The following is a 14,166-nucleotide window of genomic DNA, read 5'->3' on the forward strand; positions in this document are numbered from 1 at the left end:
CTCACAGCGCGGCCTCCAGTTCCTCGTCCTCGCCCAGATAGGCCTTGCGCACCTCGGGGTGCTCGCGGATGGCCTGGGGCGTGTCGCTGGCGATCACCCGACCGAAGACCAGGGTGGAGATGCGATCGGCCAGGCGGAAGACCGCGTCCATATCGTGCTCCACCAGCAGCAGGGTCAGGCCCTCGGCCTTGAGCGAGTGCAGCAGGGCCACCATGCGCTCCGACTCGTCGGGCCCCATGCCGGCCATGGGTTCGTCCAGCAGCAGCAGCCGGGGCTGGGCCGCCAGGGCCAGGCCCACCTCCAGCTGGCGCTGCTCGCCATGGGCCAGGCTGCCGGCCACGCGGTCGGCCTGGCTAGCCAGGCCGATGCGCGCCAGCAGCGCCTGGGCCTGGGCGTAGACGGCCTCATCACGCAGGGCGCTGCGCCACCAGGACGGCCGGCCGGGCCGGCGCGCCTGCAGGGCCAGGGCCAGGTTGTCGAGCACCGAGAAACGCTTGAAGATGCTGGTGATCTGGTAGCTGCGCACCAGACCCGCCTGCACGCGCCGCGCCATGGGCTGGCGGGTCAGGTCTTGCCCATCAAAGACAATCTGGCCCGCATCCGGTGCCAGGGCGCCCGAGATCTGGTGGATCAGCGTGGTCTTGCCCGCACCATTGGGGCCGATCAGGGCGTGAACCTCACCGCGCGCCACCTCGAAGCTGGCGTCGTCCGTGGCGGCCAGGGCACCAAAGCGTTTGACCAGATGCTGCACCCGCAGCAGGGCTTGGGACTCAGCCATGGTGCTTGGCTCCACGCTTGAAACTCAGGCCGGCCAGGCCGCGCGGCGCGAACAGCACCACGCCCAGCAGCAGCACGCCCAGTGCCAGCTGCCAGTGCAGGGTGTAGCCGGCCAGCAGCTCCTCCAGCAGCAAGAAAGTGGCGGCCCCCAGCGCACCGCCCCACAGCGAGCCGGCTCCACCGATGATGACCATCACCATCAGCTGGCCCGACTGCGACCAATGCATGATGTGGGGCGTCACCAGACCGTTCAGATTGGCGAGCAAGGCGCCCGCGAGGCCGGCAATGGCGCCCGCCAGCACGAAAGCCTGCCACTGCAGCTCGAACACCCGCCCGCCCACGGCGCCGATGCGGGTCTCGTTCTCCTTAGCCCCCTGCAGCAGCCAGCCGAAGGGCGAGTTCAAGAGGCGCTGCATGCCCAGCAGGACCGCGGCAAAGAGCAGCAGCACCACCCAGTAGAAGCTGGCGTCATCGGCCAGATTCAGGCCCGCAAGGCTGGAGCGCGCCGCCAGGGGCAGGCCATCCTCGCCACCATAGGCCTTGAGCGAGACCATGAGGTAGTAAAACATCTGCGCAAAGGCCAGGGTGATCATGATGAAGTACACCCCCCGCGTGCGCAGGCTGATGGCGCCGATCAGCGCCGCAGCAAGACCTGCCACCAGCATGGCTGCCGGCCAGGCGATCCAGGCCGAGCTGATGCCAGCGTCCATCAGGATGCCCACGGTGTAGGCGCCCAGGCCCACAAAGGCCGCATGGCCAAAGCTCACCAGGCCGCCGAAGCCCAGGATCAGATTCAGGCTGGAAGCCGCGATGGCGAAGATCAGCACCCGCGTGGCCACGCCCACATAGAACTCCAGGCCGAAGGCGCCAAGAATGGGCGGCAAGGCGGCCAGCAGGGCCAGCAAGGGCCAGATCCAGCGTCCGGCGCCGTGGTGATGCAGAAGGCTTGTACGCATGGTCCTCATCCTCGGGCGGGGAACAGGCCCTGGGGCTTCCAGAAGAGCACGGCCGCCATCAGCACATAGATCAGGATGGAGGCCAGGGCCGGCCCCAGATTGGAGGCCACCTCGGGCGAGGCCAGCTGGCGCAGCAAGGCCGGCAGCAAGGTCCGGCTGCAGGTGTCCACCAGCCCCACCAGCAGCGCGCCGACCAGGGCGCCACGGATGGAGCCGATGCCGCCGATCACGATCACCACAAAGGCCAGGATCAGGATGCTCTCCCCCATGCCCACCTGCACCGCCAGCAGCGGCCCCAGCAGGGAGCCGGCCAGGGCGCACAGGGCGGCGCCAAAGCCGAACACCGCCGTGAACAGCCAGCGGATGTTCACACCCATGGCCGTGGCCATGGCGCGGTTGGAGGCCCCGGCGCGCACCCACATGCCCCAGCGGGTGCGGGTCACCAGCAGATAGAGCAGCAGGGCCACGGCCAGACCCACGCCGATGATCAGCAGGCGGTAGGCCGGGTAGTACAGACCCGGCAGCAGTTCCACCGGACCGGACAGGGCTGCGGGCAGGTTCAGCATCACCGGCTGCGAGCCCCAGATCATGCGCGTGCCCTCATTGATCATCAGGATCAGGGCAAAGGTGGCCAGCACCTGGCTCAGGTGGTCGCGCTGGTAGAGCCGGCGCAGCAGGGTCACCTCCAGCAGCATGCCGAAGGCCGCCGTGCCCACCAGGGCCGCCAGCACCGCCAGCAGGAAGGAGCCGCTGGCCGCGGCCACCGCCGCCGCCAGATAGGCACCCACCATATAGAGCGAGCCATGGGCCAGATTGATCATGTCCATGATGCCGAACACCAGGGTCAGCCCGGCGGCCAGCAAGAACAGCATGAGCCCGAACTGCAGGCCGTTGAGGGCCTGCTCGGCCACCAGAATCCAGTCCATGGCGGTGGGCTCAGCTCTTCATCTTGCAGGACGCCGCATAGGCATCCGCGTGGTTGCTGAAGATCTTGCCCAGGGTCTTGTTGGTGACACGGCCCTGGCTGTCCTTGACGATCACGCGCAGGTAATAGTCCTGCACCGGGTACTGGTTGTTGTTGTACTTGAAGGGGCCGCGCACGGAATCGAACTTGGCAGCCTTGAGTGCCTTGAGTACCGCGGCGCGATCATCGACATTGCCTTTGACGTCCCGCACCGCGGCCGCGATCGATTGCGCCGCGTCATAGCCCTGGGAGGCGTAGAGCGAGGGCAGACGGCCGTATTCCTTCTGGAAGTCCGCCACGAACTTCTTGTTGGCGGCATTGTCCATATCGTGGGCCCAGTGCGAGCTGTTGAACATGCCCAGCATGGGTTCGCCCACGGCCTTGATCACATCCTCGTCGGCCGAGAAGCCAGGGCCGAAGAGCGTGATGTCCTTGGACAGGCCGGCGCCCACGAACTGCTTGATGAAGTTGATGCCCATGCCCCCGGGCAGGAATATGTACATGGCATCCGGCTTGGCGGCGCGGGCCTGGGCCAGCTCGGCCGAGTAGTCCAGCTGGCCGAGCTTGGTGTAGATCTCGTCCGCCACCGCGCCCTTGTAGAAGCGCTTGAAGCCGTTGATGGCGTCTTTGCCCGCAGGATAGTTGGGCGCCAGCAGCACCACCTTCTTGAAGCCCTTGTCCATCACGGTCTTGCCGACCGCCTCATGCAGGTTGTCGTTCTGCCAGGCCACGTTGAAGAAGTAGGGGTTGCACTGCTCCCCGGCGTACTGCGAGGGGCCGGCATTCGCCGACACATAGGGCACCTGGGCCGCGAAAACACTGGGCCCCACGGCCAGCATGATGTTGGAGAACACGATGCCGCTCATGAAGTCGACTTTGTCGCGCTTGAGCAGGCGGTCCGCCGTCTGCTTGGCCACATCGGGGTTCTGCTGATCGTCGGCCACGATCAGCTCGACGGGCAGGCCGCCAAACTTGCCACCCGCATGCTTGAGCGCGAGATTGAAGCCATCGCGGATGTCCACGCCCAGACCGGCGCCGGGGCCGGAGAGCGTGGACAGCAGACCGATCTTGACCTTGTCGGCCGCCCAGGCCGAACCGGCCCCGGCACCCAGACCCAACAGCAGGGCCGCACACAGCACAGCATTCGTCGTCTTCTTGCTCATCGTCGTTCTCTCCGGTTATTGGGCTTCTTGACGCAGACGGAAACGTTGCAGCTTGCCGGTTTCGGTGCGCGGCAGGCTGGCGCGGAACTCTATCGCACGCGGGTACTTGTAGGGCGCAATGCTGGCCTTGACGAAGTCCTGCAACTCCTTGATCAGAGTGCTCTCCAGGGCCGGGTCTTGCCTCAGGGCATCACCCTGGCCATCGCGCAGCACGACAAAGGCCTTGACGATCTCGCCGCGCTCCGGGTCCCGGGCCCCGACCACCGCACATTCCGCCACCTTGGGATGCAGCAGCAGGGCGCTCTCCACCTCGGGGCCGGCGATGTTGTAGCCGCCGGAGATGATCATGTCGTCGGTACGGGCCTGGTAGACGAAGTAGCCCTGCTCGTCCATCAGATAGGCGTCGCCCGTCAGATTCCAGCCGCCCTGCACATAGCGGGTCTGGCGCTCATCGGCCAGATAGCGGCAGCCCGTGGGGCCCTTCACCGCCAGACGACCCACCTGGCCGGGGGGCAAGACCCGGCCCTCATCGTCCAGGATGCAGGCCTGGTAACCCGGCACCGGCCGGCCGGTGGCGCCGGGGCGGGCCTCGGCCTCGGTGTGGGAGATGAAGATGTGCAGCAGCTCGGTGGCGCCGATGCCGTCGATCATCTCGATGCCGGTGGCCTCTTTCCAGAGCGCGCGGGTGGCGGCCGGCAGGGCCTCGCCAGCGCTCACGCACTGGCGCAGGCTGGACAGATCATGGCCGCCCACCTGGGCCGCCATGGCGCGGTAGGCAGTGGGCGCGGTGAAGCAGATGGTGGCGCGATATTGCGCGATGGCCGGCAGCAGGGCTTCGGGCGAGGCCTTCTCCAGCAGCACGGTCGAGGCGCCGATGCTCATGGGAAAGAGCACCAGGCCGCCCAGGCCGAAGGTGAAGGCCAGGGGCGGGCTGCCGATGAATTTGTCCTCGGGCCGCGCGCGCAGGCAGTGCACCGGCCAGCACTGGCAGATGGCCAGCACATCGCGGTGGAAATGCATGGTGCCCTTGGGCTGGCCCGTGGTGCCCGAGGTGAAGGCGATGATGCAGCAGTCCTCGGCCGCGGTGTCCACATTGGTGAAGTTCGCCGGCTTGGCCGCCGCACGCGCTTCCAGTGCACCCGCGCCACCGTAGTGCAGCACCTGCCGCAGCGTGGGGCACTGGGCCTGGGCCAGCTGCAGCTCCTCGGCCAGGCGCTCGTCGCACAGGGCGTGGCTGACCTCGGCCTTCTGGATCACCTGCACCAGCTCCTTGGCCCGCAGCAGGGGCATGGTGGCCACGGCGATCGCGCCCACCTTCATGATGGCGAACCAGCAGGCCGCCATCATGGGCGTGTTGGCACCACGCAGCAGCACGCGGTTGCCGCTGACCACGCCCAGATCCTCCACCAGCACCCGGGCAATACGGTTGGCCTGGGCCTGCAGATCGGCATAGCTCCAGCGCAAGCCACCCGCGCCCTCCATGCACAGGCGCTCGCCCTGCCCTTCGCGCACCCAGCGGTCCAAAAGGGCATCGGCGCAGTTCAGGCGCTCGGGAAACTGCAGACTCGGCAGCTCGAACAGCAGCTCCGGCCACTGGTCTTTGGGAGGGAGGCGATCTCTTGCAAAGGTATCCAGGTGGGCGGTGGTGCTCATAGCGCTTTAGCCGTTCTTCAAAAGGTCTCGACCGATGATCAACTGCTGGACTTCACTGGCGCCCTCGTAGATCCGCAGCGCACGGATCTCCCGGTAGAGCGACTCCACCACCTCGCCGCGCCGCACGCCGCGTCCGCCGTGCAGCTGCACGGCGGCGTCGATCACGCGCTGCGCGTTCTCGGTGGCCATCAGCTTGGCCATGGCGGCCTCGCGGGTGATGGTCTGGCCCTGGTCGCGCTGCCAGGCCGCGCGATAGACCAGCAGGGCCGAGCTGTCCACGCCACAGGCCATATCGGCCAACTTGGCCTGGGTCAGGGGCAGATCGGCAAGAGTCGCGCCAAACATGGCACGCTCGTGCGATTGGCGCAGCCCTTCTTCCAGGGCGCGGCGCGCAAAGCCCAGGGCCGCGGCGGCCACCGAGGTGCGGAACACATCCAGGGTGCGCATGGCCACCTTGAAGCCCTCACCCGGCGCGCCGATCATCTGGCTGCGCGGCACGCGGCAGTTCGTGAACTTGAGGCGCGCCAGCGGGTGCGGCGCAATCACCTCAATGCGCTCCGCAATCTCGAAGCCGGGCAGGCCGGCGTCCACGATTAAGGCGCTGATGCCGCGGGCGCCCGGTGCTTCCCCCGTGCGCGCAAACAGCACATAGAAGTCCGCGATGCCCCCGTTGGATATCCAGGTCTTCTCGCCGTTGATCACATAGTCATCACCATCGGCCACGGCGCTGCATTGCATGGCTGCCACGTCCGAACCCGCCTCGGGCTCGGAGAGCGCGAAGGCCGCCAGGGCCTCGCCGCGCGCCACGCGCGGCAGATAGCGCTCACGCTGGGCCGGCGTGCCCTGCAGGGAGATGGCGCCCGAGCCCAGGCCCTGCATGGCAAAGGCGAAATCGGCCAGGCCGTTGTAGCGCGCCAGGGTTTCGCGCAGCAGGCAGATGGCGCGGGTGTCTATGGCCTGGCCCGCACCCTCGGCCACCGCATGCTGCAGCCAGCCGCCCTGCCCCAGGGCCTTGACCAGGCTGCGGCATTCGGCGTCCACATCCTCGCCATGCGCAGGACCCAGATAGGCGGCGCACCAAGCGTCCAGCGACGCCGCCAGCTCGCGATGCCGCGGCTCGAAAAAAGGCCAGTCCAGGTGTTTGAGATGCATCTCAGTCTCCCTGGAACTCGGGCCGCTGCTTGGCCACGAAGGCGTGATAGGCGCGGTGGAAGTCCTGGGTCATCATGCAGATGGCCTGGGCCTGGGCCTCGGACTCGATGGCCTCGTCCACACCCATGGCCCATTCCTGGTGCAGCATCCTCTTGGTCATGGCATGGCCGAAGCTGGGGCCGCTGGCGATCTCGCCGGCCCAGCTCAGGGCGTTTTCCAGCAGCAGCTCGGGCTCCAGCAGGCGGTTCAGAAAGCCCCATTGGTAGCCCTCCTCGCCGCCCAGGCTGCGTCCGCTGTACAGCAGATCCGAGGCCCGGCCCTGGCCCACGATGCGCGGCAGGATGGCGCAGGCGCCCATATCGCAGCCGGCCAGACCCACGCGGGTGAAGAGAAAAGCCGTCTTGCTGCGGGCCGTGCCCACGCGCAGGTCCGAGGCCATGGCCATGATGGCGCCGGCCCCGGCGCAGACCCCGTCCAGCGCCGCGATGATGGGCTGGGGGCAGGCGCGCATGGCCTTGACCAGATCACCGGTCATGCGGGTGAAGGCCAGCAGATCGGGCATGCTCATCTTGGTGAGCGGGCCGATGATCTCGTGCACATCGCCGCCCGAGCAGAAATTGCCGCCCGCGCCCTGCAGCACGATGGCGCGCACCTCGTCCACATAGCTGAGCGTGCGGAAGAGATCGCGCAGCTCGGCATAGGACTCGAAAGTCAGCGGGTTCTTGCGCTCCGGGCGGTTCAGGGTGATCAGGCCCACGGCGCCGCGCTGCTCCCAGAGGAAATGCTGGGGCCGGTAGTCGGCCAGGCTCTGGCGATTGCCGGTGATCAGATGTTGGTCCATGAGGCGTTCACTTCCTTGTGGTTTCGGCCAGATGCGTCTTCAAGCCGGCCAGCAGCTCGTAGACCTGGCTTTTCTGTTCCTTGTCCCAGCCGGCCATCAGCTCGACGATCCAGCCCTCGTGCGTGGCGGCCATGCGCTTGAACTGGCGCCGGCCGGCCGCCGTGAGCTTGACCGTGAAGCTGCGCCGGTCGCTGGGGTGTGGCTCGCGCTGCACCAGGCCTTCGGCCTCCAGCTGGTCGGTGATGCCGGTCACATTGCCGCCGGTCACCATCAGGCGCTGAGAGAGCTCGCGCATGCTCAGGCCGTCGGGGTGGCGCTCCAGCTGGGCCAGCAGGTCGAAGCGCGGCAGGGTGGTGCCGAAGTCGGCGCGCAGGCGCTGGCGGATCTGATCCTCGATGCGCGTGGTGCAGGCCAAGAGGCGCAGCCAGAGCTTGAGGGCCTGGTGATCGCGGTCATTGACCCGCGATTCCAGATCGGGTTCGGGCAGGGCGTCGTCCAGCATGTCGGGCCTCACATCACCTCGCCACCGGCCACGGCAATCGCCTGGCCGGTGATGCTGGCACTGCCCTCGCCCACCAGCCAGGCCACGGTGGCGGCCACTTCCTCGGGCTGGATCATGCGGCCCTGGGGATTGGCCGCGGCCAGCTCGGCGCGGGCGGCCTCGGCCGTGCGGCCGGTCTTGGCCATGATGGTCTGCACCGCCTGGGCCACGATCTCGGTCTCGGTGTAGCCGGGGCAGACGGCATTGACCGTGATGCCCTTCTTCACCGTCTCCAGCGCCAGGGCGCGGGTCAGGCCCAGCACCCCATGCTTGGCCGCGCAGTAGGCCGCCACATAGGCATAGCCCTTGAGCGCCGCGGTGCTGGCCACATTGACGATGCGGCCGAAGCCGCGCTCGCTCATGCCCGGCAGCACCGCGCGGCTGCACAAAAAGGTGCCGGTGAGGTTCACATTCAGGAGGCGTTGCCAACTCTCCAGCGAGGTCTTGGCCAGGGGCGCGGTTTCCACCTGGCCGGCGTTGTTGACCAGGATGTCCACGGGACCCACGGCAGAAAAAGCGGCAGCAAAGGCCGCGGCCACGCTGACCTCATCGCCCACATCGCAGGCCTGGATGCCCACCTCGCCTCCAAGGGCCTGCTGCTGCGCCCGCAGCCGCTCCAGGCTGCGACCCATCAGCGTGACGCGCAGGCCCTGGTCCAGCAGCTGCCGCGCCACGGCCGCGCCGATGCCGCTGCCGCCGCCGGTGATCACCGCATGTCGCTGCGCGCTCATACGCCCAGGGCCTTGTTGGCAGCTTCAGCGGCGGCGGCACCGCCGCCCTGGGCACGCTGGCGCTCGAACTCGCGCTCCAGCTGGGTCTTGCCCGAGATGTATTGCTGGGGCCAGTCCAGACCCGGGCCGCCCAGGTAGCCGATCTTCGCGGCCTCGCTCAGGGTCCAGGCCGGGTTGGCCAAGTGCGGACGCGCCACGGCGCAGAGGTCGGCGCGGCCGGCCGCGATGATGCTGTTCACATGATCGGCCTCGGAGATGGCGCCCACGGCGATGGTGGCGATGCTCACCTTGTTGCGCACGGCTTCCGAGAAAGGCGTCTGCCACATGCGGCCATAGACCGGCTTCTCGGCCTTGCTGACCTGGCCCGAGGACACATCGATCAGGTCCGCGCCCGCGGCCTTGAAGGCCGCGGCAATCTGCACCGCATCCTCCGGCGTGGTGCCGCCCTCCACCCAGTCATGGGCCGAGATGCGCACCGACATGGGCCGCTCCTGCGGCCAGATCTCGCGCATGGCGGCAAACACCTCCAGCGGGTAGCGCAGGCGGTTTTCCAGCGCACCGCCGTACTCGTCCTCGCGCCGGTTGGTCAGCGGCGAGATGAAGCTGGAGAGCAGGTAGCCGTGGGCGCAATGCAGCTCCAGCCAGTCAAAGCCGGCGGCGGCGGCACGCCGGGTCGCGGCCACGAAGTCGGCCTTGACGCGGTCCATGTCCTCACGCGTCATCGCCCGCGACGTCTGGCTCACGCCCGGCAGGTACTGCTGGGGCGAGGCCGAGATCAGCGGCCAGTTGCCCTGCTCCAGCGGCTGGTCTATGCCCTCCCAGGCCACGCGGGTGGAACCCTTGGGCCCGGCATGGCCCAGCTGCATCGCGATCTTGGCCGTGCTGTGCGCATGCACATGGTCCACGATGCGCTTCCAGGCGGCGGTCTGGGCCTCGTTCCACAGACCCGGGCAGCCGGGGGTGATGCGCGCCTCGGGCGAGGTGCAGGTCATCTCGGCAAACACCAGGCCGGCGCCGCCGGCGGCGCGCGCGCCCAGATGCATCAGGTGATAGTCGCCGGGCAGGCCGTCCTGGCAGCTGTACTGCGCCATGGGCGAGACCACCACGCGGTTCTTGAGCCGCAGGCCGCGCAGGCTGAAGGGCGTGAACATGGGCGGCACGGCCTGCTGGCCATCCAGGCCACTGCGCTGGGCCAGCCATCGCTCATAGTCTTCCACATAGCGCTTGTCGCGCAGGCGCAGGTTCTCGTGCGAGATGCGCTGCGAGCGGGTCAGCAGGGAGTAGGCGAACTGCTCGGGCGCCAGGCGGGCATGGCGCTCCACATTCTCGAACCACTCGGTGCTGTTGCGCGCGGCATTCTGGATGCGCAGCACCTCGATGCTGCGGCTGGCCTGGTAGGCGGCGAGCGCCTGATCCAGATCGCCCGCGGCGGCCTGGATATCGCGGGCCAGGGCAATGGCGTCTTCCAGCGCCAGCTTGGTGCCGGAGCCGATGGAGAAATGCGCGGTGTGAGCCGCATCCCCCATCAGCACCACGGGCACGCCGTCCTCGGCGCGGCGGTGCACCCAGGTCTTGCAGACCACGCGCGGGAAACGAATCCACTGGGCCGAGCCGCGCAGATGCGAGGCGTTGGAGATGAGCTTATGCCCGTCCAGCACCTCGGCAAAGAGGCGCTCGCAGAACGCAATGCCCTCCTCCTTGCTCATCCGCTCCAGGCCGGCCGCCTGCCAGACGGGCTCGGGCGCTTCCACGATGAAGGTGGAATGCGTGGCATCGAAGCGGTAGGCGTGGGCTTGGAACCAGCCCCAGGGCGTCTTCTGGAAGTCGAAGGTGAAGGCGTCGAAGAGCTTGGTCGTGCCCAGCCAGACAAAGCGGCAGCGACGCAGATCGATATCGGGCTGGTAGGTGGCGGCGTACTTCTGGCGCACGCGGCTGTTCAGGCCGTCGGCCGCGATGATGAGGTCGGCGTCCTGCACCGCGCCGTCGTCGGGGATGTCCGCCTCGTAGCGCAGCTCCACGCCCAGGGCTTCGCAGCGGGACTGCAGGATGTTGAGCAGCTTCTTGCGGCCGATGCCGCAAAAGCCGTGGCCGCCCGAGACCATGCGCCGACCCTCGATGTGCACGGCGATATCGTCCCAGTGGTTGAAGGCGTCCAGGATCTCGGCCGCGGTCTCGGGGTCGGCCTCGCGCAGCGCGGCCAGGGTCTGGTCGGAGAAGACCACGCCCCAACCGAAGGTGTCGCCCGCGCGGTTGCGCTCCAGCACGGTGACCCGGTGGGCCGGGTTCTGCTTCTTCATCAGCAGCGCGAAATACAGGCCGGCGGGACCGCCGCCGATACAGGTGATGCGCATGATGGGCGTCGCCTTGCTTGAGCCGGGATGCAGGCAACTTTAGGCATCGATAGTTTAGACGTCAAGCAATTTACCCAGACATCGGACCTGGGACTTACCCCCGTGGCCATGCGCCGTGCAGGGCCTTGCGCGGCCCTTGTGTAAATCCTCGCGCCTTGTTGGAATTAACCGACACCACGCTTTTTCAAGCCTTGTTAAGGTGCGCGCCGCCCGGGCAAAAGCGCTGGGCACAAGGAGTAGCAGCACGATGAAACGCCTCTGGGATATCTCGCCCCTGGTGGCTCCCGACGCGCCGATCTTTCCCGGCGACGAGCCCTATGCCCTGCGCTGGACCGCCAGGCTCTCACCGGACTGTCCGGTCAATCTCTCGGCCCTGAGCATGTCGCCCCATGTGGGCGCGCATGCCGACGCGCCCCTGCACTACGCCGACGGCGTGGCCAGCGCCGCCGAGGTGGATCTGCACCCCTACCTCGGCCCCTGCCGCGTGATCCACGCCATCGGCTGCGGAGCGCTGATCCGCATCGAGCACCTGGCCCATGCGGCGGCCGATCTGCCCGAGCGCGTGCTGGTGCGCTGCATGCAGCGCGCCGACACGGTCTGGAACCCCAACTTCACGGCCTACGCCCCCGAGACCGTGGCCTGGCTGGCCGAGCGCGGCGTGCGCCTGATCGGCCTGGACACGCCCTCGGTGGACCCGGCCAGCAGCAAGACCTTGGACAGCCACCAGCAGCTGCTGCGCCTGGACCTGCGCGTGCTGGAGAACCTGGTGCTGGACGACGTACCCGAGGGCGACTACGAGCTGATCGCCCTGCCCCTGAAACTGGCCGGTGCCTGCGCCTCCCCGGTGCGCGCCGTGCTGCGTTCCCTTTGATGGAGTGAGCATGAAGACGAGAGACGACGCCCTGGCCCGCGACGCGGCCGACCCGCTGCGCGGCCTCAAGGCCCAGTTCGATCTGCCGCCCGGCATGATCTATCTGGACGGCAATTCCCTGGGCGTGCTGCCCAAGACCACGGCCGCGCGCGTGCAGGAAGTGATCACCCAGGAATGGGGCCGCGACCTCATCAAGGCCTGGAACACGGCCGACTGGATGCACCTGCCCGAGCGCGTGGGCGACAAGATCGCGCGCCTGGTGGGAGCGGCGCCGGGTGAGCTGGTGGTGGCCGATTCCACCTCGCTCAATCTCTACAAGGTGCTGGCCGCAGCGCTGGAGATCGTCAAGACCGACGCCCCGCAGCGCCGCCTGATCGTGTCCGAGCGCAGCAACTTCCCCACCGATCTCTACATCGCCGAAAGCCTGTGCCGCCAGCACGGCTTCACGCTCAAGCTGGTGGACGGCGTGGACGAGATCCCCGCCGCGCTCAATGCCGAGCTGGCCGTGCTGATGCTCACCGAGGTGAACTACCGCAGCGGCTACAAGCACGATATGAAGGCCCTGACCGCCGCGGCGCATGCCGCGGGCGCGCTCACCGTCTGGGACCTGGCCCATTCGGCCGGCGCCGTGCCGGTGGACCTCAAGGGTGCGAATGCCGACTTCGCCATCGGCTGCGGCTACAAATACCTCAATGGCGGCCCCGGCGCGCCGGCCTTTGTCTGGGTGCATCCGCGCCATGCCGACCGCTTCTGGCAGCCGCTCTCGGGCTGGATGGGCCATGCCGCGCCCTTCCAGTTCACGCCGGACTACCGGCCCGCGCCGGGTGTGCGTCGCTATGTCTGCGGCACGCCCTCGGTGATTGCCACCTCGGCCCTGGAATGCGGTGTGGACACGGTGCTGGCCGCCGAGCCCTTGGGCGGCATGGTGGCGCTGCGCGAGAAGTCCCTGGCCCTGACCGAGGCCTTTGCCGCCCTGGCCGAGGCGCGCTGCGCCGAGCTGGGCATCTATGTGGTCTCGCCGCGCGAACCGGCACAACGCGGCAGCCAGGTCTGCCTGGCCCTCAAGGCCCCGCTGCAGGAGGCCGGCTATGCCGTGGTGCAGGCCCTGATCGCGCGCGGCGTGATTGGCGACTACCGCGCCGGCGACCCGGCCCGCCTGGACGCCATGCCCCATATCCTGCGCTTCGGCTTCACGCCGCTGTACATCGGCTTCACCGAGGTCTGGGATGCCGTGGAGCATCTGCACCAGGTGCTGGCCAGCGGCGAGTGGCGCGAGGCCCGTTTCAACCAGAAGGCTGCCGTGACATGACTTGCCCCATCCACCACACCGAAAACATCGTTCGTGAGGAGAAGGCCCAGCTCGACTTCTCCAAGGACATGAGCTACGGCGACTATCTGCACCTGGACCAGGTGCTCAGCGCCCAGCACCCGCTCTCGCCCGAGCACAACGAGATGCTCTTCATCGTGCAGCACCAGACCTCGGAGCTGTGGATGAAGCTGATGCTGCACGAGCTGCAGGCCGCCGTGGCCAAGGTCGCGGCCGACGAGCTGCCCGAGGCCTTCAAGATGCTGGCCCGGGTCTCGCGCATCATGGAGCAGCTGGTGCATGCCTGGGACGTGCTGGGCACCATGACCCCGCCCGAGTACAGCGCGCTGCGGCCCTATCTGGCCAATAGCAGCGGCTTCCAGAGCGCGCAGTACCGCCGCATCGAGTTCATGCTGGGCAACAAGAACCCGGCCATGCTCAAGCCCCATGCCCACCGGCCCGATCTGCTGGCCCAGGTGCAGACGGCCTATGAGGCACCCTCGCTCTACGACGAGGTGCTGCGCCTGATGGCGCGGCGCGGCATTGCCGTGCCCGCCAGCCACACCCAGCGCGACTGGACCCAGGCCTATGCCGCCGACGAAGGCGTCAAGCAGGCCTGGCTGCAGGTCTACCGCGCGCCGCGCGAGCACTGGGACCTCTACCAGATGGGCGAGGAGCTGGTAGATCTGGAAGACGCCTTCCGGCTCTGGCGCTTCCGCCACGTCACCACGGTGGAACGTGTGATCGGCTTCAAGCGCGGCACCGGCGGCACCGGCGGCGTCAGCTATCTGCGCAAGATGCTGGATGTGGTGCTCTTCCCCGAGCTCTGGGCCCTGCGCACCGAGCTTTGAGCGCCGAAC

At 68.1% G+C, this 14,166-nt stretch carries 13 protein-coding genes; 3 read left to right on the forward strand and 10 right to left on the reverse strand.

The genetic code is table 11. The features are described from left to right. Window position 1 precedes the first annotated feature (1 nt). Genes DFR39_RS13415 through DFR39_RS13460 form a run of 10 tightly spaced genes read right to left on the reverse strand, consistent with a single transcriptional unit; the run spans window position 2 to window position 11,129 of the window. Entirely contained in the window at window positions 2–778 is a 777-nt protein-coding gene (locus DFR39_RS13415; protein WP_133604086.1) for an ABC transporter ATP-binding protein, read from the reverse strand. Continuing rightward, a complete protein-coding gene (locus tag DFR39_RS13420; RefSeq protein ID WP_133604087.1) occupies window positions 771–1,733 on the reverse strand; it encodes a branched-chain amino acid ABC transporter permease in 963 nt (320 codons plus the stop codon). Before DFR39_RS13420 ends, DFR39_RS13415 begins: the two co-directional genes overlap by 8 nt. A 5-nt stretch (window positions 1,734–1,738) precedes the next feature. After that, entirely contained in the window at window positions 1,739–2,659 is a 921-nt protein-coding gene (locus DFR39_RS13425) for a branched-chain amino acid ABC transporter permease (RefSeq protein ID WP_133604088.1), read from the reverse strand. Between the two features lie 10 nt (window positions 2,660–2,669). Beyond that, window positions 2,670–3,860, reverse strand: coding sequence for an ABC transporter substrate-binding protein (locus DFR39_RS13430; RefSeq protein WP_133604089.1), 1,191 nt, complete (start codon window positions 3,858–3,860; stop codon window positions 2,670–2,672). Window positions 3,861–3,875: 15 nt separating this feature from the next. Continuing rightward, complete coding sequence (locus DFR39_RS19965; RefSeq protein WP_133604090.1) at window positions 3,876–5,513, reverse strand: AMP-binding protein; 1,638 nt, start codon at window positions 5,511–5,513, stop codon at window positions 3,876–3,878. Between the two features lie 6 nt (window positions 5,514–5,519). Next, window positions 5,520–6,665 carry an acyl-CoA dehydrogenase family protein gene (locus DFR39_RS19970; RefSeq protein ID WP_133604091.1) on the reverse strand — a complete coding sequence of 382 codons (1,146 nt, stop codon included), beginning with the start codon at window positions 6,663–6,665 and terminating at the stop codon, window positions 5,520–5,522. 1 nt (window position 6,666) lies between these two features. Continuing rightward, complete coding sequence (locus DFR39_RS13445) at window positions 6,667–7,506, reverse strand: enoyl-CoA hydratase family protein (protein ID WP_133604092.1); 840 nt, start codon at window positions 7,504–7,506, stop codon at window positions 6,667–6,669. Window positions 7,507–7,513: 7 nt separating this feature from the next. Continuing rightward, entirely contained in the window at window positions 7,514–8,008 is a 495-nt protein-coding gene (locus tag DFR39_RS13450; protein WP_133604093.1) for a MarR family winged helix-turn-helix transcriptional regulator, read from the reverse strand. A gap of 8 nt (window positions 8,009–8,016) precedes the next feature. Further along, complete coding sequence (locus tag DFR39_RS13455) at window positions 8,017–8,778, reverse strand: SDR family NAD(P)-dependent oxidoreductase (RefSeq protein ID WP_133604094.1); 762 nt, start codon at window positions 8,776–8,778, stop codon at window positions 8,017–8,019. Next, window positions 8,775–11,129 (reverse strand): bifunctional salicylyl-CoA 5-hydroxylase/oxidoreductase, encoded by a 2,355-nt coding sequence (locus DFR39_RS13460; RefSeq protein ID WP_133604095.1) that lies wholly within the window; start codon window positions 11,127–11,129, stop codon window positions 8,775–8,777. Before DFR39_RS13460 ends, DFR39_RS13455 begins: the two co-directional genes overlap by 4 nt. Window positions 11,130–11,376: 247 nt before the next feature. Here DFR39_RS13460 and kynB point away from each other — a divergent pair, with 247 nt between their 5' ends. From kynB to kynA, 3 genes are read left to right on the forward strand one after another with little or no spacing between them, the layout of a single operon-like run. Then, a complete protein-coding gene (gene kynB, locus DFR39_RS13465; protein ID WP_133604096.1) occupies window positions 11,377–12,000 on the forward strand; it encodes an arylformamidase in 624 nt (207 codons plus the stop codon). A gap of 10 nt (window positions 12,001–12,010) precedes the next feature. Continuing rightward, window positions 12,011–13,309 carry a kynureninase gene (gene kynU, locus DFR39_RS13470; RefSeq protein ID WP_133604097.1) on the forward strand — a complete coding sequence of 433 codons (1,299 nt, stop codon included), beginning with the start codon at window positions 12,011–12,013 and terminating at the stop codon, window positions 13,307–13,309. Further along, window positions 13,306–14,157 (forward strand): tryptophan 2,3-dioxygenase, encoded by an 852-nt coding sequence (gene kynA / locus DFR39_RS13475; RefSeq protein WP_133604098.1) that lies wholly within the window; start codon window positions 13,306–13,308, stop codon window positions 14,155–14,157. The genes kynU and kynA overlap by 4 nt, the downstream gene beginning before the upstream one ends. Window positions 14,158–14,166: the final 9 nt, after the last annotated feature.

The organism is Roseateles asaccharophilus (genome assembly GCF_004362405.1).
Lineage (GTDB): Bacteria > Pseudomonadota > Gammaproteobacteria > Burkholderiales > Burkholderiaceae_C > Kinneretia > Kinneretia asaccharophila.

Coding starts and splice junctions, on each gene's coding strand:
- DFR39_RS13445 (WP_133604092.1), bottom strand. CDS start 7,506: ATGGACCAACATCTGATCACCGGCAATCGCCAGAGCCTGGCCGACTAC.
- DFR39_RS13415 (WP_133604086.1), bottom strand. CDS start 778: ATGGCTGAGTCCCAAGCCCTGCTGCGGGTGCAGCATCTGGTCAAACGC.
- DFR39_RS13455 (WP_133604094.1), bottom strand. CDS start 8,778: ATGAGCGCGCAGCGACATGCGGTGATCACCGGCGGCGGCAGCGGCATC.
- DFR39_RS19965 (WP_133604090.1), bottom strand. CDS start 5,513: ATGAGCACCACCGCCCACCTGGATACCTTTGCAAGAGATCGCCTCCCT.
- DFR39_RS13425 (WP_133604088.1), bottom strand. CDS start 2,659: ATGGACTGGATTCTGGTGGCCGAGCAGGCCCTCAACGGCCTGCAGTTC.
- DFR39_RS13460 (WP_133604095.1), bottom strand. CDS start 11,129: ATGCGCATCACCTGTATCGGCGGCGGTCCCGCCGGCCTGTATTTCGCG.
- kynB (WP_133604096.1), top strand. CDS start 11,377: ATGAAACGCCTCTGGGATATCTCGCCCCTGGTGGCTCCCGACGCGCCG.
- DFR39_RS13430 (WP_133604089.1), bottom strand. CDS start 3,860: ATGAGCAAGAAGACGACGAATGCTGTGCTGTGTGCGGCCCTGCTGTTG.
- DFR39_RS13420 (WP_133604087.1), bottom strand. CDS start 1,733: ATGCGTACAAGCCTTCTGCATCACCACGGCGCCGGACGCTGGATCTGG.
- DFR39_RS13450 (WP_133604093.1), bottom strand. CDS start 8,008: ATGCTGGACGACGCCCTGCCCGAACCCGATCTGGAATCGCGGGTCAAT.
- DFR39_RS19970 (WP_133604091.1), bottom strand. CDS start 6,665: ATGCATCTCAAACACCTGGACTGGCCTTTTTTCGAGCCGCGGCATCGC.
- kynA (WP_133604098.1), top strand. CDS start 13,306: ATGACTTGCCCCATCCACCACACCGAAAACATCGTTCGTGAGGAGAAG.
- kynU (WP_133604097.1), top strand. CDS start 12,011: ATGAAGACGAGAGACGACGCCCTGGCCCGCGACGCGGCCGACCCGCTG.